18 protein-coding genes are annotated in these 20,359 nt (G+C 71.6%); 3 read left to right on the top strand and 15 right to left on the bottom strand.

What is annotated here, in order from left to right:
* Positions 1 to 17: 17 nt before the first annotated feature.
* The 12 genes from pgi to H7H31_RS27730 all read right to left on the bottom strand — a co-directional run bounded on the left by pgi (position 18) and on the right by H7H31_RS27730 (position 13,258).
* The gene (gene pgi / locus H7H31_RS27785; RefSeq protein ID WP_187064995.1) at positions 18 to 1,670 is read right to left on the bottom strand and encodes a glucose-6-phosphate isomerase; all 1,653 of its coding nucleotides are present in this window, start codon (positions 1,668 to 1,670) and stop codon (positions 18 to 20) included.
* 249 nt (positions 1,671 to 1,919) lie between these two features.
* A complete protein-coding gene (locus tag H7H31_RS27780) occupies positions 1,920 to 2,255 on the bottom strand; it encodes an RNA polymerase-binding protein RbpA (protein ID WP_176161036.1) in 336 nt (111 codons plus the stop codon).
* 165 nt (positions 2,256 to 2,420) lie between these two features.
* Entirely contained in the window at positions 2,421 to 2,654 is a 234-nt protein-coding gene (gene secG, locus H7H31_RS27775) for a preprotein translocase subunit SecG (RefSeq protein ID WP_176161037.1), read from the bottom strand.
* Between the two features lie 148 nt (positions 2,655 to 2,802).
* A complete protein-coding gene (tpiA, locus tag H7H31_RS27770) occupies positions 2,803 to 3,579 on the bottom strand; it encodes a triose-phosphate isomerase (RefSeq protein ID WP_187064983.1) in 777 nt (258 codons plus the stop codon).
* Positions 3,580 to 3,584: 5 nt separating this feature from the next.
* Positions 3,585 to 4,796, bottom strand: a complete 1,212-nt coding sequence (locus H7H31_RS27765) for a phosphoglycerate kinase (protein ID WP_187064982.1) — start codon at positions 4,794 to 4,796, stop codon at positions 3,585 to 3,587.
* 198 nt (positions 4,797 to 4,994) lie between these two features.
* The gene (gap, locus tag H7H31_RS27760; RefSeq protein ID WP_187064981.1) at positions 4,995 to 5,999 is read right to left on the bottom strand and encodes a type I glyceraldehyde-3-phosphate dehydrogenase; all 1,005 of its coding nucleotides are present in this window, start codon (positions 5,997 to 5,999) and stop codon (positions 4,995 to 4,997) included.
* A 343-nt stretch (positions 6,000 to 6,342) separates the two neighbouring features.
* Positions 6,343 to 7,341, bottom strand: a complete 999-nt coding sequence (whiA, locus tag H7H31_RS27755) for a DNA-binding protein WhiA (protein ID WP_176161041.1) — start codon at positions 7,339 to 7,341, stop codon at positions 6,343 to 6,345.
* Entirely contained in the window at positions 7,332 to 8,378 is a 1,047-nt protein-coding gene (locus H7H31_RS27750) for a gluconeogenesis factor YvcK family protein (protein ID WP_187064980.1), read from the bottom strand. The genes whiA and H7H31_RS27750 overlap by 10 nt, the downstream gene beginning before the upstream one ends.
* A complete protein-coding gene (gene rapZ / locus H7H31_RS27745; RefSeq protein WP_176161043.1) occupies positions 8,375 to 9,304 on the bottom strand; it encodes an RNase adapter RapZ in 930 nt (309 codons plus the stop codon). The genes H7H31_RS27750 and rapZ overlap by 4 nt, the downstream gene beginning before the upstream one ends.
* A complete protein-coding gene (gene uvrC / locus H7H31_RS27740) occupies positions 9,301 to 11,421 on the bottom strand; it encodes an excinuclease ABC subunit UvrC (RefSeq protein ID WP_187064979.1) in 2,121 nt (706 codons plus the stop codon). The genes rapZ and uvrC overlap by 4 nt, the downstream gene beginning before the upstream one ends.
* Before the next feature lie 300 nt (positions 11,422 to 11,721).
* On the bottom strand, positions 11,722 to 12,633 hold the full coding sequence (locus H7H31_RS27735) for a hypothetical protein (protein ID WP_187064978.1): 912 nt from the start codon (positions 12,631 to 12,633) through the stop codon (positions 11,722 to 11,724).
* Between the two features lie 4 nt (positions 12,634 to 12,637).
* Positions 12,638 to 13,258 (bottom strand): papain-like cysteine protease family protein, encoded by a 621-nt coding sequence (locus tag H7H31_RS27730; RefSeq protein ID WP_187064977.1) that lies wholly within the window; start codon positions 13,256 to 13,258, stop codon positions 12,638 to 12,640.
* A gap of 270 nt (positions 13,259 to 13,528) precedes the next feature.
* On the opposite strand from H7H31_RS27730, the gene H7H31_RS27725 reads away from it, so the two are divergent.
* A complete protein-coding gene (locus tag H7H31_RS27725) occupies positions 13,529 to 14,473 on the top strand; it encodes a hypothetical protein (RefSeq protein ID WP_176161046.1) in 945 nt (314 codons plus the stop codon).
* A gap of 74 nt (positions 14,474 to 14,547) precedes the next feature.
* Here H7H31_RS27725 and H7H31_RS27720 read toward each other — a convergent pair whose 3' ends face one another.
* Together H7H31_RS27720 and H7H31_RS27715 are read right to left on the bottom strand one after the other, a co-directional pair.
* Positions 14,548 to 14,976 carry a protein-tyrosine phosphatase family protein gene (locus H7H31_RS27720; RefSeq protein ID WP_187064976.1) on the bottom strand — a complete coding sequence of 143 codons (429 nt, stop codon included), beginning with the start codon at positions 14,974 to 14,976 and terminating at the stop codon, positions 14,548 to 14,550.
* 98 nt (positions 14,977 to 15,074) lie between these two features.
* Positions 15,075 to 15,497 carry a Rieske (2Fe-2S) protein gene (locus tag H7H31_RS27715; RefSeq protein WP_187064975.1) on the bottom strand — a complete coding sequence of 141 codons (423 nt, stop codon included), beginning with the start codon at positions 15,495 to 15,497 and terminating at the stop codon, positions 15,075 to 15,077.
* A gap of 258 nt (positions 15,498 to 15,755) precedes the next feature.
* Here H7H31_RS27715 and H7H31_RS27710 point away from each other — a divergent pair, with 258 nt between their 5' ends.
* Both H7H31_RS27710 and H7H31_RS27705 read left to right on the top strand, forming a co-directional pair.
* The gene (locus H7H31_RS27710) at positions 15,756 to 16,049 is read left to right on the top strand and encodes a LacI family DNA-binding transcriptional regulator (protein WP_222625582.1); all 294 of its coding nucleotides are present in this window, start codon (positions 15,756 to 15,758) and stop codon (positions 16,047 to 16,049) included.
* Positions 16,046 to 16,987 carry a carbohydrate kinase family protein gene (locus H7H31_RS27705; protein ID WP_187064973.1) on the top strand — a complete coding sequence of 314 codons (942 nt, stop codon included), beginning with the start codon at positions 16,046 to 16,048 and terminating at the stop codon, positions 16,985 to 16,987. The genes H7H31_RS27710 and H7H31_RS27705 overlap by 4 nt, the downstream gene beginning before the upstream one ends.
* Before the next feature lie 205 nt (positions 16,988 to 17,192).
* On the opposite strand, the gene uvrA is transcribed toward H7H31_RS27705, so the two are convergent.
* A complete protein-coding gene (gene uvrA / locus H7H31_RS27700) occupies positions 17,193 to 20,192 on the bottom strand; it encodes an excinuclease ABC subunit UvrA (protein WP_187064972.1) in 3,000 nt (999 codons plus the stop codon).
* Positions 20,193 to 20,359 lie beyond the last annotated feature (167 nt).

The raw sequence follows: 20,359 nt of genomic DNA, 5'->3' as shown, positions 1-20,359 counted from the left end.
CATCGGCCGCGACGAGCTCAACGCCCCCGCAGGGCCCGGTACTTGGCCACCAGGGTCGCCGTCGAGTTGTCGAGGCCCGGCACCTGTTCGTCGGCGCGCAGCGCCGGCTCGACCCGCTTGGCCAGGACCTTGCCGAGTTCGACGCCCCACTGGTCGAAGGAGTCGATGTTCCAGATGGCGCCCTGCACGAAGACCTTGTGCTCGTAGAGCGCGATCAACTGGCCGAGCACCGACGGCGTGAGTTCGCTGGCGAGGATGGTGGTGGTCGGCCGGTTGCCGTGGAACGTCTTGTGCGGCACCAGTTCCTCGGCCACGCCCTCCGCCCTGACCTCGTCGGCCGTCTTGCCGAACGCCAGCGCCTGACTCTGCGCGAACAGGTTGGCCATCAGCAGGTCGTGCTGGTCCACGAGGCCGGGCGACAGGTCGTCCACCGGCTTGGCGAAGCCGATCAGGTCAGCGGGGATGAGCTTGGTGCCCTGGTGCAGCAACTGGTAGTAGGCGTGCTGGCCGTTGGTGCCGGGCGTGCCCCACACCACGGGCCCGGTCTGCCAGGTCACCGGCCGGCCCGCGCGGTCCACCGACTTGCCGTTGGACTCCATGTCGAGCTGCTGGAGGTAGGCCGTGAACTTGGACAGGTAGTGGCTGTACGGCAGGACCGCGTGCGACTGGGCGTCGTGGAAGCCGCCGTACCAGACGCCGAGCAGGCCGAGGAGGAGCGGCACGTTCTCCTCGGGCGGCGCGCTGAGGAAATGCTCGTCGACCAGGTGGAAGCCCGCGAGCATCTCCCGGAACCGGTCGTGACCGATGGCGATCATCAGGGAGAGCCCGATGGCGGAGTCGTACGAGTAACGCCCGCCGACCCAGTCCCAGAACTCGAACATGTTGGCCGGATCGATGCCGAATTCGGCGACCTTCTCCGCGTTGGTGGACAGCGCGACGAAGTGCTTGGCCACCGCGTCCTGGCCGGCCCCCAGCTCGCTCAGCAGCCAGTCGCGGGCGGACGTCGCATTGGTGATCGTCTCGATGGTGGTAAAGGTCTTGGAGGCGACGATGAACAGCGTCTCGGCCGCGTCCAGATCACGGATTGCCTCGTGCAGATCGGCGCCGTCCACATTGGATACGAAACGGAAATCCAGGTGGCGCGCGCTGTACGCGCGCAGCGCGTCATAGGCCATGGCGGGGCCCAGGTCGGAGCCGCCGATACCGATATTGACGACCGTCCTGATCCGCTTACCGGTGTGACCGGTCCAGTCACCCGACCGGACGCGGTCGGAGAAGGTCGCCATCTTGGTGAGCACCGCGTGCACGGCGGGCACCACGTTCTCGCCGTCGGACTCGACGACCTTCGACAGCGGGGCCCGCAGCGCCGTGTGGAGCACGGAGCGGCCCTCGGTGACGTTGATCCTGTCGCCGCGGAACATCGCGTCCCGCAGCTCGGCGACGCCGCTCGCCGCGGCCAGCGCCCGCAGCAGCCGCAGCGTCTCGTCGGTCACCAGGTGCTTGGAGTAGTCCAGGTAGAGATCGCCGACCTGGAGGGCGTAGCGCTCACCGCGCGTGGGGTCGGCCGCGAACACCTCGCGCAGGCGCACCTCCCCGAGCTGCTCTCGGTGCTCTCCCAGCGCGATCCACTCCGGCATCTGGTCGAGCCGGGTTCGGCCTTCAGCGTTCATCTCGGACATCAGCCCTATTCTTCTCGTCATTGCGCGCCAGCGTCGCCCAACCTAGTTGATCAGGGCGGTGGGTACGTCCTCATCGCGACCCGACGCACGACATCGCGTCCCGGCACGCGACAAGGGCCCGGCAGCGCCTCCCGCGGGGGAAGTGCTGCCGGGCCCTGTCATGCCGGAGGGGACGTGCGCTGCGTGGCGGTCACGACCCGGGTGCCGGACGGGGTCCGTACGGGGCGGCCCTGCGGTCCGTCAGATCTCGCCGCGGAGCTTGGCCAGCGCCTCCGCGAGGATCGCCTCGCCGTCCGCGTCGCTGCGCCGCTCTCGCACATAGGCGAGGTGCGTCTTGTACGGCTCGGTGCGCGGCGGGTCCGGCGGGTTCTCCCGGTCCTTTCCGGCGGGGAAGCCGCAGCGCGGACAGTCCCACGTTTCGGGAATCTGCGCATCGCTGGCGAAGCTCGGCTGAGTCTCGTGCCCGTTCGAGCACCAGAAGGAAATGCGGAGGCGCGGCGCTGACTCGCCTCGCTCCGCCTCCCCCATCGGCCCCGCTCCGACCCGACTTCCTCGGATCGCGTTGCCACTTGCCACGGTTGTAACTCCCTGCGTGATGGTGCCGCGAAGCATCCGATAGGCGGCTCCGCTGCCGGGCGCCCCAGTCTATGTAAGGCCCAACGCGCGTCCAGCGACAGGAGTTACACCCCGCCCCCGAGGACGCAAGCCCAATAATAGGCTGCGCTTACGACGGTGTGTCAGTTAATCCAGCTTCATCAGCACGCCAAGCACGACGATGCATGCGAACCACAGCAGACCGACCACAACGGTGATCCGGTCAAGGTTACGCTCGGCGACAGAAGAGCCGCCGACAGAGGACTGCATTCCGCCACCGAACATGTCGGACAGGCCGCCACCCTTTCCCTTGTGCATGAGCACGAGCATCATCAACAGCCCACTGAAGATGATGAGGGCGATTGAGAACCCAGTTTCCACGGCTGGACCAACTCTCTCGGATGCAAGAATTCTGAAAACGATCTGATGAAACTGATGGAACCGTTGAACGCCGTCGGGGCCGGACAGCGCGTTAACGCCGGTCCCGGCCCCGACAGGGTACGACGGGGTAGCCCCGTCGTCATAGCTGCTACTGGTCGCGGAAGCGGACGATCTTGACGAACTCGTCCGCGTCGAGCGCCGCGCCGCCGATCAGCGCGCCGTCCACGTCGGGCTTGGCCATGATCGCAGCAATGTTGGCCGCCTTGACCGAGCCGCCGTACTGGATGCGCACCTTGTCGGCGAGGTCCTTGTGGTAGAGCTCCGCCAGGCGCTTGCGGATGGCCGAGCAGACCTCCTGCGCGTCCTCGGGCGTGGCCACCTCGCCGGTGCCGATCGCCCAAACCGGCTCGTAGGCGATGACGATGGACTCGGCCTGCTCGGCCGGCAGGTCCTCCAGCGCCGCGTCCACCTGCGCGAGCGTGTGCGGCACGTGCTGCCCGGCCTTACGCACCTCCAGGCCCTCGCCCACGCACAGGATCGGCGTGATGCCGTGCTTGTAGGCGGCCTTGACCTTGGCGTTGCAGACCTGGTCGGTCTCGCCGTGGTACTGGCGGCGCTCGGAGTGCCCGACGGCCGCGTACGTGCACTTGAGCTTGGCGAGCATGGGGCCGGAGATCTCACCGGTGTACGCGCCGGAGTCGTGCGCCGAGATGTCCTGGGCGCCGTACTTGATCTTGAGCTTGTCGCCGTCGACCAGCGTCTGCACCGACCGCAGGTCGGTGAAGGGCGGCAGGACGGCGACCTCGACGGTGTCGTAGTCCTTGTCGGCGAGCGCGAAGGCGAGCTTCTGGACGTGCGCGATGGCCTCGAGGTGGTTGAGGTTCATCTTCCAGTTGCCCGCCATCAGCGGGGTGCGGTCACTCACGGTGTTCAGTCCTCCAGTGCGGCGAGGCCGGGGAGCGTCTTGCCTTCGAGGTACTCGAGGCTGGCGCCACCACCGGTCGAAATGTGGCCGAAAGCGTTCTCGTCGAAGCCCAGGATGCGCACGGCCGCGGCCGAGTCTCCGCCGCCGACCACCGAGAAGGCCGAGCTGTCGAGGAGCGCCTGGGCGACGGCCTTGGTGCCGTCGGCGTAGTCGGGGTGCTCGAAGACGCCCATCGGCCCGTTCCAGAAGACGGTGGCCGCGTCGGCGAGCTTCGATGCGTACAACTTGCGGGTCTCCGGGCCGATGTCCAGGCCCATCTTGCCGGCCGGCATGGCGTCCGCCGCGACCGTCTCCGGGTGGGTGGCGGCCTTGGTCGCGAGGTCCGGGAAGGCGGGCGCGACCAGCACGTCCACCGGCAGCACGAACTCCACGCCGCGCTCCTCGGCCCGCGCCAGGTACTCACGGACCGCCGGGAGCTGGTCCTCCTGGAGCAGCGAGGAGCCGACCTCGTGGCCCTGCGCCTTGAGGAAGGTGTAGACCATGCCGCCGCCGATGAGGATGCGGTCGGCCTTCTCCAGGAGGTGGTCGATGACGCCGAGCTTGTCGGAGACCTTGGCGCCGCCGAGGACGACCGCGTACGGCCGCCGCACGTCGTCGGTGAGCTTCCGCAACACGCCGACCTCGGTGGCGATCAGGTCGCCGGCGGCGTGCGGCAGCTTGGCCGGCAGGTCGTAGACCGAGGCGTGCTTGCGGTGCACCGCGCCGAAACCGTCGCCGACGTACAGGTCGGCGAGCGCGGCGAGCTGGTCGGCGAAGGCGGCCCGCTCGGCCTCGTCCTTGCTCGTCTCACCGGCGTTGAAGCGGAGGTTCTCCAGCAGCGTGACCTCGCCGTCGCCCAGAGCGGCGACGGTGGCCTTCGCGCTGTCCCCCACGGTGTCGGTGGCGAACGCGACGTCCTTGCCGAGCAGCTCGCCGAGCCGGGTCGCGACCGGGGCGAGCGAGTACCGCTCGTCCGGCGCGCCGGCCGGGCGGCCGAGGTGCGAGGCGACGATCACCTTGGCGCCGGCGTCGGCGAGCCTGGCGATCGTGGGGGCGACGGCCCGGATACGGCCGTCGTCGGTGATGGTGGCGCCCTCAAGCGGCACGTTGAGGTCGGCGCGGACGAACACCCGCTTGCCCGCCAGGCCGTCCTTGCTGAGGTCGTCGATCGTCTTCATTGCTTCCTGGACTCCTTGAGTCTCCACGGTGGGCCTGCATGGGACAGGGCCCGGACGACGCGCCGTCGCGTCTCCCGAGCCCTGTCCGCAACACATCTCGGTGACCCGGTGGCCGGGGACACCACCCCGCGCCCCCGTGCCCTCGGCCCGCCCCCACCGTGATCGCGGGGGCGCGCCGGGCAGTGCGGCTGGGGAATCTTAGAGCTGGCCGCCGACGAACGTGGTCAGGTCGACCAGGCGGTTGGAGTAGCCCCACTCGTTGTCGTACCAGCCGACGACCTTCACCTGCGCGCCCTGCGCCATGGTCAGCGAGGAGTCGAAGGTGCAGGAGGCGGGCCAGTTGACGATGTCCGAGGAGACGATGGGGTCCTCGGTGTACTCCAGGTAGCCCTTGAGCTCGCCGTCGGCGGCCTTCTGGAAGGCGGCGTTGACCTCTTCCCTGGAGACCTCGCGGCTCAGCTCGATGACCAGGTCGGTGACGGAGCCGGTGGGCACGGGCACGCGCATGGCGATGCCGTCCAGCTTGCCCTTGAGCTGCGGGAGGACCAGGGCGGTGGCCTTGGCGGCGCCCGTCGAGGTCGGGATGATGTTCTCCGCGGCGGCGCGGGCGCGACGCAGGTCCTTGTGCGGGAAGTCCAGAATGCGCTGGTCGTTGGTGTACGCGTGCACCGTGGTCATCATGCCCTTGACGATGCCGAAGCTCTCGTCGAGGACCTTGGCCATCGGCGCCACACAGTTGGTGGTGCAGGACGCGTTGGAGATGACGTTGTGCTGGGCCGGGTCGTACTTGTCCTGGTTGACGCCCATGACGATCGTGATGTCCTCGTCCTTGGCGGGCGCGGAGATCAGGACCTTCTTGGCGCCGGCGGCGAGGTGCTTGGCGGCGTCGTCGCGCTTGGTGAAGATGCCGGTGGACTCGATGACGATGTCGGCGCCGAGCTCGCCCCAGGGCAGGGCGGCCGGGTCGCGCTCGGCCATCGTCTTGAAGGTCTGGTTGCCCACCGTGATGGTGTCGTCGGTGTGGCTGACGTCCTGCTTCAGCCGGCCCAGGACCGAGTCGTACTTCAGCAGGTGGACCAGGGTGGCGTTGTCGGTCAGGTCGTTGACACCGACGATCTCGATGTCCGCGCCCTGCTCCAGGAGCGCGCGGAAGTAATTGCGACCGATACGGCCAAAGCCGTTGATGCCTACGCGGATCGTCACGAACCGATCTCCTCGTTGGTGTGCCGGTCTGGACGCCGGCGAGCTGTATGGGATGTCCCCGACCGCCCTCGACCCTACCGCGTACGCGACCCGTACGTGACATTTGACCGGGGCCGGACAGGCGCCGCCACCAAGGGCCCGCGAGGCCGCTCCAGCCCTTGTGGGAAGCGGCCGAACGGGCCTTCGCGCGCGCCCGGCAGAGCCCGGGCCGCCGGGCCTCTCGGGTACCCGGTCACGACCCCCGGCACACCCTCGGCGCGCCCCCGGCCAGGGCCGTCACGCCGGCGGGTGGGCACGGCCCGCGCGCGTCGGGCGGCGCGCGTCGGCCGGCGCGGCGCGGCGGTCAGCCGACGGCGCCTTCCACCATCTCCTCGCCCAGGTCGGCCAGGTTGGACTCGGTGCCCGGGATGCCCAGATCCTGGGCACGCTTGTCCGCCATGGCCAGCAGCCGTCTGATCCGACCGGCCACCGCGTCCTTGGTCAGCGGCGGGTCGGCGAGGGCGCCCAACTCCTCCAGGGACGCCTGCTTGTGCTCCATGCGCAGCCGGCCGGCCGCGGCCAGGTGCTCGGGCACCTCCTCGCCCAGGATCTCCAGGGCGCGCTGCACCCGGGCGCCCGCGGCCACGGCCGCACGGGCGGAGCGGCGCAGGTTGGCGTCGTCGAAGTTGGCGAGCCGGTTGGCGGTGGCCCGCACCTCGCGCCGCATCCGGCGCTCCTCCCAGGCCAGCACCGACTCGTGCGCGCCCAGCCGCGTCAACAGCGCGCCGATCGCGTCCCCGTCCCGGACGACGACCCGGTCAACGCCGCGCACCTCGCGCGCCTTGCTGGCGATCTGCAGTCGGCGCGCCGCGCCGACCAGCGCGAGGGCGGCCTCCGGTCCGGGGCACGTCACCTCGAGCGAGGACGAGCGGCCGGGCTCGGTGAGCGAGCCGTGGGCCAGGAACGCGCCGCGCCAGGCCGCCTCGGCATCGCAGGTCGCGCCGGAGACCACCTGCGGGGGCAGGCCGCGGATCGGACGGCCGCGGCCGTCGACCAGCCCGGTCTGTCGCGCGAGCTGGTCGCCGCCCGCCACCACCCGCACCACGTACCTGCTGCCTCTGCGCAGCCCGCCCGGCGCCATCACCACCAGGTCGGAGGCGTGCCCGAAGATTTCGAGGATGTCCTTGCGCAGCCGCCTGGCCGCGATGCCGGTATCGAGTTCGGCTTCGATCACGATCCGCCCGCTGACCAGGTGCAGCCCGCCGGCGAAGCGCAGGATCGAGGAGACCTCCGCTTTGCGGCAGCACGTCCGGGTGACGGGAAGCCGGGAAATCTCATCCTTCACCGCAGCCGTCATCGCCATGGGCCGATCCTTCCATGCATCCGAAAAATACGGTCATACGCGGCGGCCAACAGCTCGGGGTCGTGCCTGGCCAAGCCTTCCCCAGCCTCGGGCTGGGAACAGCTTCCAGGCACGGCCACCGGCGCCAGCTCGACCGTGCCGCCGAGCCGCGCCGCGGCCTCTCGGAGGGTGTCTCGATCGGGCACGGCAGCCTCGTCGGCCAGCACCACGTCCAGGGCGAGTTTAGGGGCGTGTCGGGCCAAAACCTCCAAATGACGCTGCGGAGAGAAGCCGTCGGTTTCACCGGGTTGTGGCGCGAGGTTCAACGAGAGGACCCGTCGGGCCTTCGTCTCGATCAGCGCCTCCAGCAGTTCCGGCACCAGCAGGTGCGGTATCACCGAGGAGAACCAGGAGCCGGGGCCGAGGACGACCCAGTCGGCGTCGAGCACCGCGCTGACCGCCTCCGGCACGGCCGGCGGGTCGTTCGGCACCAGGTGCACCGACTGCACCTCGCCGGGTGTGAGGGCCACGGTGGCCTGCCCGCGCACGGTGCTGATCTCCTCGGGCCGCCCCGGGTCGTGCCCGCGCACCAGCGCCTGGAGCTCCAACGGTACGGCCGACATCGGCAGCACCCGGCCGTGCGCGCCCAGCAGCCGGCCCACCCACTCCAGGGCCTTGACGTGGTCGCCGAGCTGTTCCCACAGGGCCACGATGAGCAGGTTGCCCACCGCGTGCCCGTGCAGCTCGCCCTCGCTGGCGAACCGGTGCTGGATCACCCGGGCCCAGGTTTGGCCCCAGTCGTCGTCGCCGCACAGCGCGGCCAGCGCCTTGCGCAGGTCGCCGGGGGGCAGCACGCCGAGCTCGTCGCGCAGCCGGCCGCTGGAGCCGCCGTCGTCGGCGACGGTGACGACGGCGGTGAGGTCGCCGGTGATGCGGCGCAGCGCCGCGAGAGAGGCGGACAGCCCCCGGCCGCCGCCGAGCGCGACGACCTTGGGCTGCGTGCCCCGGTTGGTACGGGCTCCGACCAGGCGCCGGAACCGTCGGGAGCGGACGGTCACTCGCGCCCCATGTCCCGGTGCACGATCACGGTCTCCACTCCCTCGGCGGCCAGCCGGGTCGCCAGCTTCTCCGACATGGCCACGCTGCGGTGCTTGCCGCCGGTGCAGCCGACGGCGATGGTCACGTACCGCTTGCCCTCGCGGCGGTATCCGGCCGCGATGAGCTGGAGCAGCTCCGCGTACCGGTCGAGGAACTCCTTGGCGCCCGGCTGGTTGAAGACGTAGCCGGAGACCTCCTCGTTGAGGCCGGTGAAGGGGCGCAGCTCGGGGACCCAGTGCGGGTTGGGCAGGAAGCGGCAGTCCACCACCAGGTCGGCGTCGACGGGCAGCCCGTACTTGTAGCCGAAGGACATGACCGTGGCCCGCAGCTCCGGCTCCTCGTCGCCGGCGAACTGGGCGTCCATCTTGGCCCGCAGCTCGTGCACGTTGAGGCTGGAGGTGTCGATCACCAGGTCGGCGTCGCCGCGCAGCTCGCGCAGCAGGTCGCGCTCGGCGGCGATGCCGTCGACGATGCGGCCGTCGCCCTGGAGGGGGTGCGGTCGGCGCACCGACTCGAAGCGCCGCACCAGGGCGTCGTCGGACGCCTCCAGGAACAGCACGCGGCGCTTGACGTGCTTGGCCTCCAGGTCGGCCAGCGACTCGCGCAGGTTGTCGAAGAAGCGGCGGCCCCGCACGTCGACGACGACGGCGATCCGCGCGACGTTGCCCTGCGAGCGCGCGCCGAGATCCACCATGGTGGGGATCAGGGCGGGCGGCAGGTTGTCGACCACGAACCAGCCGAGGTCCTCCAGGCACTTGGCGGCCGTGCTGCGGCCGGCGCCCGACATGCCAGAGATGATCACCAGCTCGGGGATGGCCACCGGTTCGGCGGCCTCGCCCGTGATGCCCGTACTCACCTGTGCTTCATCTCCATCGATCGCGTTCATGCCGTGTCCCCCCGTTCCGATGCCGCCGCCGTGGGTGCGGCGTCATCTTCAATGATCTCTCCCGTGGCGGTGTTCACCGCCGGGGCGGCCGGAGCCGCCTGTGCCAGGGCCGCGGCGACGGTCTCGGCGGTCTTGCGACCGATGCCGGGCACCTCGCAGAGCTGGTCGACCGTGGCGGCGCGCAGCCGCTTGACCGACCCGAAGTGCTTCAGCAGGGCACGCTTGCGGGTCTCCCCCAAGCCTGCCACCGCGTCCAGCGGTCCGGCCCGGAAGCTCGCCGCGCGCTTGGTGCGCTGGTAGCGGATGGCGAACCGGTGCGCCTCGTCGCGCACCCGCTGGAGCAGGTACAGCCCCTCGCTGCTGCGGGGCAGCACGACCGGGTCGTCCTCGCCCGGCAGCCAGACCTCCTCCAGCCGCTTGGCCAGTCCGCACACGGCGACGTCGTCGATGCCCAGGTCGTCCAGGGCCCGCTGGGCGGCGGCCACCTGCGGCTGCCCGCCGTCCACGACCACGAGCTGCGGCGGGTAGGCGAAGCGGCGCGGCCTGCCGTCCTCGTCGCGGCCGGAGTCGGCCACCGAGCCCGAGGCGACCACGCCGGCGGGGGTCAGCTCCTCGACGCTCACCTGGCCCGGAGCGCCCGGGGCGTCCGGAACCTCCACAGTGTCCGGGCCGTCGGGCGTGTCGCCCGCCTCGGCGAGGTCCCACTCGCCGGTCTTCTGCTTCTCCTGGAGATAGCGGCGGAAGCGGCGGCTGATCACCTCGTGCATCGAGCGGACGTCGTCCTGGCCGGCGAAGGACTTGATCTGGAAGCGCCGGTACTCGCTCTTGCGCGGCAGGCCGTCCTCGAAGACCACCATGGAGGCGACCACGTCGTCGCCCTGTAGGTGGGAGATGTCGAAGCACTCGACCCGCAGCGGCGCGGTGTCCAGGCCGAGCGCGTCGGCGATCTCCTCCAGGGCCCGGGAGCGGGTGGTCAGGTCGGAGGCGCGCTTGGTCTTGTGCAGCACCAGGGCGTGCTCGGCGTTCCTGGCGACGGTCGCCATGAGGTCCTTCTTGTCGCCGCGCTGGGGTATGCGCAGGGACACGGCGGCGCCGCGGCGGTCGGTGAGCCACTGGTTGAGCGCGGCGGTGTCCTCGGGCAGCACCGGGACCAGCACCTCCTTGGGCACCGCGTCGCCGCTCTCCTCGCCGTACAACTGCTGGAGCGCGTGCGCCACCAGGCCCGCGGTGTCGACGGCCTCGACCTTGTCGGTGACCCAGCCGCGCTGGCCGCGCACGCGCCCGCCGCGCACGTGGAAGATCTGCACGGCGGCCTCCAACTCGTCCTCGGCGACCGCCATCAGGTCGGCGTCGGTGGCGTCGGTGAGGACGACGGCGTTCTTCTCCATCGCGCGCTTGAGCGCCTCGATGTCGTCCCGCAGTCGGGCCGCCTTCTCGTACTCCATCTCCTCGGACGCCTCGCGCATGCGCGTCTCCAGGCGGCGGATGTAGGCGCCGGTGCGGCCGGCCATGAAGTCGCAGAACTCCTCGGCCAGCGCCCGGTGTTCCTCGGCGTTCACCCGGCCCACGCAGGGGGCGGAGCACTTGCCGATGTACCCCAGCAGGCAGGGCCGGCCGATCTGGGCCGAGCGCTTGAACACCCCGGCGGAGCAGGTCCGCACGGGGAAGACCCGCAGCATCAGGTCCACGGTCTCGCGGATCGCCCACGCGTGCCCGTACGGACCGAAGTAGCGCACGCCCTTGCGCCTGGGGCCGCGCATCACCTGCACCCGGGGGAACTCCTCGTTCAACGTCACGGCCAGCGACGGATAGCTCTTGTCGTCGCGGTACTTGACGTTGAACCGGGGGTCGAACTCCTTGATCCACGCGTACTCCAGCTGGAGCGCCTCCACCTCGGTGGAGACCACGGTCCACTCGACGGAGGCGGCCGTCGTGACCATGGTGCGGGTGCGCGGATGGAGGTTCGCCAGGTCCTGGAAGTACGAGGACAGCCGCGGGCGCAGGCTCTTCGCCTTGCCGACGTAGATCACGCGCGCGTGCTGGTCCCGGAACTTGTAGACCCCGGGCGAGTCGGGGATCTGTCCCGGCTTGGGTCGGTAGCTGCTGGGGTCGGCCATGGTCACCACCCTACTGGCGGGCAGTGACAGTCCGTCCTCGGTGCGGCGCCGGTTCGGGCCGGGCGCCGGCCACCCCAGGACGGCCTTTGGCCGCCGGTTCGCGCGCCGCGCGCCGCCCGCGTCACCGGGGCGCACGCCCCGGCGCCGGTCGCGAGCCCGCCGACGGCGAAGCCGTGCCGCACCGGTCCGGTGGGACCGGTGCGGCACGGCGGGCGGCGCGCCGCGACGAGGCGGCGTACGGCACGGGGCGGACCCGGCGCGCAGGAGCGGCGTACGCCTCGGCGTGGTGCGCCGGGCGCGCTAGCGCCGGCGCAGCCGCAGGGCCACCGCGCCGGACAGGCCGAGGGCGACGAGCGCCGCCAGCGCGGTGAGCGCGGAGGTGGCGGTCAGCAGGCCCTCGTCGCCGGCGGACGCGGTGGCGCTGTGCTGGACGGCGTCCCGCGCGCCGTCGGCGGGTCGCGCGTCGGTCGGCGGCGCGGCGTCGGACCGCGGGCCGTAGCCGCCGGCTTCGCCCTTCTTGGCGTACTGGGAGCCGGGGAGCTTGTCCGCGTACGCCTTGTGGACGCGCTCGCGGTAGGCGTCCACGGTCGTGCCGCGCGCGCCGACGGCCCGCTCGGCGTCGGCGTCGAGGGGCAGCACGCGGGCCCCGCGCTGGACGTACCAGGCGTCGATCTGCGGCTCGCGGAAGACGGTGCCGCCGGCGAGCTTCTTCGCGCCCTTGGCCACGTAGTACGTCTCGTCCCCGCCGGTGGCGATGTTGACCACCTTCCAGGAGCCGCCGGTGTGCGCGGTCCACACCGAGGCGACCTGGCCGTCCGCCGACAGCGCCTTGCTGGCCAGGAAGTCCAGCTTGGCGATGGGCGCGCGGTCGGCGCCCGAGGCGTCGGCGACGAAGCCCGGCGCCAGGGTGTAGACGGGCACCGTCGCCCCCTCGATCCGCGGCTGCGCCTTCGCCCTGGCGACGGCGCCGTCCCGGGCGAAGAACCGGGCAAGGCTGTCGAGGGTGCTCGGCGCGGTGGTCGCGGCGCGGGCCGCGTTGACGGCGGTGGCCGCGGGGGCCTTGGGCGCCGCCGGGGACTCGCTGGCCGCGGCCTGCGGGGCGCCGGCGACCAGCACGGCGATCGCGGTCGCGAGGGTGGCCGCGCCCACGGTGGAGCGGGCGCGCGACGGCTGGGCGGTCGTGACCGACCTGAGGGTGCGCTCGACGGTCATGACCTCACGCTCCGATCCGGTAGAGCGAGTGGGTCCAGGAGAACTCGTTGTTGCCCACGTACCAGCCGTGCGAGGCCCAGTTGTACCGGTTGTTGGAGGGCCAGGGGTCGCCCCAGTAGACGAAGCCGTTGGCGTTGTCGTAACCGTAGATGACGTGCATGTGGCCTCCGCCCGATGACCACTGGATGCGGGTCTCAATGGGGCGCTCCGCGTTGATCTCGTTCTGTATCGCGCCGTACTGCAGCCAGTCGTTGATGTACGAGCCCGGCCTGATGCCCGCCCAACGCAGCGCAGTCTGCACGTTACCGAGGGTAGCCTGATTGTTGGGGCAGTCGAGGCCCTGCTGCCGGTTGAAGGCGGCGTTGCAGAACTGGTTCTGGCTGTAGTTCTTGCCCATCCAGGTGGCGATCGTGTTGCCCGCGGCCGACCAACACCAGTTGGTCTTCTGCTGCGCCTGCATGGTGATGTTCAGCCGGTTCGCCACGCGGGTGTCCCGCGTGTCGTCGGTGGCCGCGGTCGCCGTGGCCGTGGGCACGGCCAACACGGCGACCGCGGCGAGCGCGGTCACGGTCAGCCGTCTGGGGTGGGGACGGCGCGCGCGGCGCTGTCGAAGGGTGAGGGGCATGGCGTTCCTCCCAGCGAGCGAGGGGTGTGGGGTGGAGGAGCGCGTCCGGACGCTGCGAGGAGCATCAGGTGTTGTCCGAGCACAGTCAACACGCTTCAATGCGTGGTGATAATCGACGTGAACAGTCGGCGCGACATGTGAACGCCCCTGCGCCCCGCTAGCTGGATCACGGCACGCAAGGCGCCGAATCGGCGGATTCCGATCGTGAATGTTCACGTAGGGCACCGGTGTGTGAATATCCGGTCTGACATGGCTCAGGGGAGGCATGCGATGCGACAGACCGCCGCACAGTCGGATGTGGCCGAGGCCGAGCTGGCCCAGGCCCTGCGCACCGGTCCGTTCCACCTCGCCCTGCGCACCGCGCTCGCCGCGCGCGGGCTGGCGCTGCACCGCGTGCAGCACCGGCTGGCGCAGCGCGGCGTCAAGGTCGGCGTCACCAGCCTCAGCTACTGGCAGCAGGGCGCCAGGACCCCGCGCCGCGCGGAGTCGCTACGCGCCGTACGCGCCCTCGAAGACGTCCTGGACCTCCCCAGCCACGCCCTGACCCGACTCCTCGAACCGGCGCTGCGCCCCGAGGCCGAACGCCCCGCCGCCCGCTCCTACCGCACGCTGCACGAACAGGCCGAGTCCGTCGCCCTGTTGATCGCCGACCTCGGCTCCCCCCTCGACGGCGGCCTGCACACCGTCTGCCATCTGGAGCGCATCCACATCGGCGCCCGCCGGGAGCTGGCGGCCCGCGACTCACAGCACGTGGTCCGGGCGCACCGGGACGGCGTGGACCGGTACCTCGCCATCCACCAGGGCGACCACGGCTGCGAGCCCGGCCAGGTACGGGTGCGGGCCACGGACAACTGCCGCGTGGGCCGGCTGCGTTGGCACTCGGGAACGGGCGTGCTGGTCACCGAGCTGCTCTTCGACACCCGACTGCGCGCCGGCGACACGCACGTGTTCAGCTACGTCGTCGAGGACGGCACGGGCGGCCAGAGCACCGAGTACGTGCGGGGCTTCCCGTTCGCGGGCGGCCAGTACGTGCTCCAGGTCCGCTTCGACCCGGCCGCCCTGCCCGTACGGTGCCACCGCTTCGCGCAGGGCTCGGCGGGCGCGGCCCGCAGCGGCCAACGGGAACTCACCCTGAGCGGCCAACACCGCTCCGTCCACCTGGCCGAGCAGGGCGTCCGCCCCGGCATCCTGGGCATCGCCTGGGACTGGTCGTAACCCGCGTCCCCGCATCTGCCACGTCCGCCCGCACCCGCCGCGTCCGCTCGCGGCCGGCGCGCCGGTGCTCCCGACTACCCGAATTCGGCCACGAAGCGCCGCTGCCACGGCGTCTCCACGGCCCGGGGCGCGTAGTGCCGCCGGACGTACGCCACGGCCTCGCGGGCGGGCACCCCGTCCAGTACGGCGAGGCAGGCCAGCGCGGTGCCGGTGCGGCCGACCCCGCCGCCGCACGCGACCTCGACGCGCTCGGCCTCGGCGCGCGCCAACGCCTGCCGCAGCGCCTGACCGAAGACGGCGCGGTCCGTCGGCAGCCAGAAGTCCGGCCAGCGCACCCACCGGGCCTCCCACGCGACGGGAGGCGGCCTACGGCCCCGCAGGTAGAGGGCGAAGTCCGGTCGCGGCCCGGCCGGCAGCGGATGCCGCAGCCCCCGTCCGCGCACGAGCCTGCCCGACGGCAGTCGCAGCACTCCGGCCGCCTCGGGCTCCCAGGTAGCGATCACACCGCGAGCCTAACTCCCCCGTCACCGAGGCGCCTTGCCCCAGCCCGCCGGCGTTCACCGACAGACGCCTCGCGTCGCCGCCGGCGGGGCCACGGGCGCTACGCCTTGGGGCCCGCCACCAGCTTCCCGCCCTCCAGGCGCACCGGCACCGCGGGCAGCGGCGCGCCGGCCGGGCCGTCGAGCACCTTGCCCGTCACCGGGTCGAACCTGCTGCCGTGGCAGGGGCACTTGGCCTCGCCGTCCTCGATCTTGCTGAGCGTGCACCCCGAGTGCGTACAGACCGCGCTGCGCGCCGTGAACTGTCCCTTCGCCGGCTGCGCGACCAGCAGCCGGTCCTCGCGGTAGAGCTTCGTACCGCCCACCGGAACCGCCTCGGGAGCCCCCAGGTCCACCGGGGCGGTCGGCGTCGCCGGCCCGGGCCCGTCGACGCCCGCCGAGCACGCGGCTACGCCGAGCCCCGCGACCCCCGCCAGTGCCGCCCCTCGCAGCACGGTCCGACGGCTGGCGGGCTGGCAACTCATGGGAACTCCACGGGGATGTTTCAGGGAACTGGATCACGAAATGAGCACCGCCGACGATACCCGGCCGGAGCTGCGGGCCAGCGCCCACGCGAGCGTTTACGCGCCCCGCTCTCGTACGGTAGCTTCGGCCCGGCCCGAGGCGCCGAGGGGCCCCTTCGCCCCGGTGCGCGCACCGCCGGTCGCGCTCCCGGTCCACGGCCCGGGCGGCGTGGCGAACCGGCCGCGGCACGCCCGTCGAAAGGCTCCGACGTGACGACCATGCACGACGTGGCGCGAGACGCGGACGTCTCGGTGGCCACCGCCTCCCACGTGCTGCACGCGACCCGGCCCGTCCGCCCCGCCATCCGCGCCGGCCGGCCGGCTTCGCACTCCGCCCGTACGCGCCGCACACGTCGGCCGCGCCCGCTCCCGACCGGCCGCCCCAGGGAGCCCATCGCCTCGCACCCGCGCCCGACCCCTGAGCGGGCGCACCTCACCGTCCCGCACGCCGCTGGCCGGCGCGCCCTCACCATGACCGCCGCCTCACCCCACGGAAAGGACTCCGACCCGTGATCGTCGTCGCCGGAGAAGCCCTGATCGACCTCGTACCGAGCACCGCGACGCCTCCCGAGGCCGACGCACGGCTGACGCCGCTGGTCCCCCGCCGGGGCGGCGGGCCGTACAACACCGCCCTGGCCCTGGGGCGGCTGGGCTCCCCGACGGCGTTCTGCTCGCGTGTCTCCACCGATGGTTACGGGGGAGCCCTCCTCGACGCCCTGCACGCCGCCGGCGTCGACACCGCCCCGGTGCAACGCGGCCCGGAGCCCACCACGCTGGCCGTGGCCGAGGTCAACGAGGAAGGCTCGGCCGGCTACGTCTTCTACGTCGAGGGCACGGCCGACCGCCTCTTCGAACTCCCGGCCGCCCTGCCACCCGGCACCACCGCGCTCTCGCTGGGCACGTGCTCACTCGTCCTGGAGCCGGGCGCCACCGCGTACGAGGCGCTGCTGCGGCGGGAAGCGCGGCGCGGCGTGTTCACCGCGCTCGACCCGAACATCCGGGCCGACCTGATCGCGGACCCCGACGCCTACCGGGCCCGCTTCGCCAGTTGGTTGCCGCACCTCAACCTCCTCAAGCTCTCGGTGGAGGACGCGACGTGGCTCGCCGGTTCGCCCGACGTGGCCGCCGCCGCGCGGGGCTGGCTCGCGGCGGGCCCCGCGGCCGTCGTCGTCACGCATGGCGCGGACGGGCTCGGCGTCCACACCCGGGACGCCGCCGAGTTGCGGGTGCCCGGGGTACGGGTCGACGTGGTGGACACCATCGGGGCTGGCGACACGGTCAACGCCGCGCTCCTGCACCGGCTCGCCGCGCACGACGCGCTCTCCGGAGCCGCCGTGGCCAACCTCACGCCCGACACCTGGCGGGACATCCTCACCTTCGCCGCCCGCGCCTCGGCCCTCACCTGCTCCCGCGCCGGCGCGGAGCCCCCCTTCGCCGCCGAGCTGGCCTGATCCCCAGCCCCTCCCCTGCGGCGCGGGGACGCGGCGGGTTGCCGCCCGTACCGGCCATCGCCCTCGCCCGCGCGTGTACGTGCGGCATGGGCCGGCCGGGCCGGGCCCGCCACGCCCGGCCCCTCCGTGGCGGGGCCGGCCCGCTTCGCCGCGAGGCCACGCCCGGCGGGTAAACGGGCGGGCGCGGCCTCGTGCGGTGCGCCGCCTAGCGCGCGGTCCGCTTCGTCGCGGTCTTCTTGGCCGTGGCCTTCTTCGCCGCGCCGGCCTTCTTGGCCGCCGTCGCCGACGCTGCCGCGGTCTTCTTCGCGGGCGCCGCCTTCTTCGCGGTTCGCTTCCGCGCCGGGGCCGCGTCCGCGTCGCTGATCCGGTCGCCCAGCAGGTCCCGGAGGAACTTGCCGGTGTGGCTGGTCGGCACGGACGCCACCTGCTCCGGCGTGCCCTCCGCGACGACGAGCCCACCGCCGCTGCCGCCCTCGGGGCCCATGTCCACGACCCAGTCGGCCGTCTTGATCACATCGAGGTTGTGCTCGATGACGATCACGGTGTTGCCCTTGTCGACCAACCCCGACAACACCCGGATCAGCTTGCTGATGTCCTCGAAGTGCAGCCCGGTGGTCGGCTCGTCCAGGACGTAGACCGTGCGACCCGTGGACCGCTTCTGCAGCTCGCTGGAGAGCTTGACGCGCTGGGCCTCGCCACCGGAGAGGGTCGGCGCCGACTGGCCGAGCCGCACATAGCCCAGTCCGACCTCGTTGAGCGTCCGCAGGTGGCGCGCGATGGCCGGCACGGCCTCGAAGAAGTCCAGGGCCTCCTCGATGGGCATGTCCAGCACCTCGGCGATGGACTTGCCCTTGTAGTGGACCTCCAGCGTCTCGCGGTTGTAGCGCGCCCCGTGGCAGACCTCGCACGGCACGTACACGTCCGGCAGGAAGTTCATCTCGATCTTGATGGTGCCGTCACCGGAGCAGTTCTCGCACCGGCCGCCCTTGACGTTGAACGAGAAGCGGCCCGGCAGATACCCGCGGACCTTGGCTTCCATGGTCTCCGCGAACAGCTTGCGGACGTGGTCGAAGACACCGGTGTAGGTCGCCGGGTTGGAACGCGGGGTCCGACCGATCGGCGACTGGTCCACGTGCACGACCTTGTCGACCAGGTCGTCGCCGTCGACCCGGGTGTGCCGGCCCGGAACCGAGCGGGCCCCGTTGAGCTCGCGCGCCAGGTGCGTGTACAGGATGTCGTTGACCAGGGTCGACTTCCCCGATCCGGACACACCGGTGACCGCGGTCAGCACGCCCAGCGGGAACGACACGTCGATGTCCCGCAGGTTGTTCTCCCGCGCGCCGTGCACCGTCAACTGCCGGTCGCGGTCGACCGCGCGCCGCTCCTGCGGGGTCGGGATGGCCTTCTTGCCGGCCAGGTACTGCCCTGTCACCGAGGCGTCGTTGGCCAGCAGCTCGGCCAGCGGTCCGCTGTGCACGACCTTGCCGCCGTGCTCGCCCGCGCCCGGGCCGATGTCCACCACCCAGTCCGAGGTCTTGATGGTGTCCTCGTCGTGCTCCACGACGATCAGCGTGTTGCCGAGGTCGCGCAGCCGCACCAGGGTCTCGATCAACCGGTGGTTGTCGCGCTGGTGCAGGCCGATGGAGGGCTCGTCGAGCACGTACAGCACGCCGACGAGGCCGGAACCGATCTGGGTGGCCAGCCGGATGCGCTGGGCCTCGCCGCCGGAGAGGGTGCCGGCGGCCCGGTTGAGCGAGAGGTAGTCGAGGCCCACGTCCACGAGGAAGCGCAGCCGCTCGTTGACCTCCTTGAGCACCCGCTCCGCGATGGTCTTCTCGCGGGCGCTCAGCTTGAGGGCGCGCAGGAACTCGGCGCACTCGCTGATCGACATCGCCGAGATGTCGGCGATGGACCGGTCCTGGACGGTCACCGCGAGGACGATGGGCTTGAGCCGCGTGCCCTCACAGGTCGGGCACGGCACCTCGCGCATGTAGCCCTCGAAGCGCTCCCGGCTGGCGTCGCTCTCGGCCTCGGAGTGGCGCCGCTTGACGAACGGCACCGCTCCCTCGAAGGCCGTGGTGTACGCGCGCTCGCGCCCGTACCGGTTGCGGTAGCGCACCTCGATCTGCGTCTTGTGCCCGTTGAGCAGGGCCTTCCTGGCCCGCTGCGGCAGTCCGGCCCACGGGATGTCGGTGCGGAACCCCAGCGCGTCCGAGAGCGCGCCCACGAGGCGCGCGAAGTAGTCCTTGGTGTGACCGTGCGACCACGGGTGGATCGCGCCCTCGTCCAGCGACTTCTCCTCGTCCGGAATGATCAGCTCCGGGTCGACCTCCATGCGGGTGCCGATGCCGGTGCAGTCCGGGCAGGCGCCGAAGGGCGAGTTGAAGGAGAAGGAACGCGGTTCGAGCTCCTCGAAGGACAGGTCGTCGTACGGGCAGTAGAGGTGCTCCGAGAACATCCGCTCGCGCTGCGGGTCGTCCTCGTCGAGGTCCACGAAGTCCAGGATGACCATGCCGCCGGAGAGGCCGAGGGCGGTCTCCACCGAGTCCGTCAGCCGCCGCTTGGCGCTCTCCTTGACGGTGAGGCGGTCCACGACCACCTCGATGGTGTGCTTCTCCTGCTTCTTGAGCTTCGGCGGCTCGGAGAGCTGCACCGTGGCCCCGTCCACCCGGGCCCGGCTGTACCCCTTGGTCTGGAGGTCGGAGAAGAGGTCGACGAACTCTCCCTTGCGCTCGCGCACCAGCGGGGACAGGACCTGGAAGCGGCTGCCCGGGGGCAGCTCCAGGACGCGGTCCACGATCGCCTGCGGCGACTGGCGGGCGATGGGGCGCCCGCACTCCGGGCAGTGCGGCTTGCCGATCCGGGCGAACAGCAGACGGAGGTAGTCGTAGACCTCGGTGATGGTGCCGACCGTGGAGCGCGGGTTGCGCGAGGTGGACTTCTGGTCGATGGAGACAGCCGGCGAGAGACCTTCGATGAAGTCCACGTCGGGCTTGTCCATCTGGCCCAGGAACTGGCGTGCGTAGGAGGAGAGCGACTCGACGTACCGGCGCTGCCCCTCGGCGAAGATCGTGTCGAACGCGAGAGACGACTTGCCCGACCCCGAGAGCCCGGTGAAGACGATGAGGGAGTCACGCGGGAGGTCGAGCGAGACATTCTTGAGATTGTGCTCGCGAGCGCCACGGACGATGAGACGGTCGGCCACGCCGGTCGGCACCTTTCTTGAGAGAGGCGGAGCGGAGCGGTGCCCCGGAACCCAGGGTATGGGGGGCGCCCCAGAGAGATGGTGGTTCGATGCCACACACGAGCGTATAGCACGCACATTCGAATTACGGCGAGAGTCTGCCACCTTCACCCGATCGAGTGGCGCGC

Origin of the sequence: Streptomyces buecherae (genome assembly GCF_014295035.1) — a bacterium.
In the GTDB taxonomy this organism is placed as follows: domain Bacteria; phylum Actinomycetota; class Actinomycetes; order Streptomycetales; family Streptomycetaceae; genus Streptomyces; species Streptomyces youssoufiensis.
Note: the sequence above shows the minus strand (reverse complement) of the source record. Positions and strands in the feature narration are given on the sequence as shown.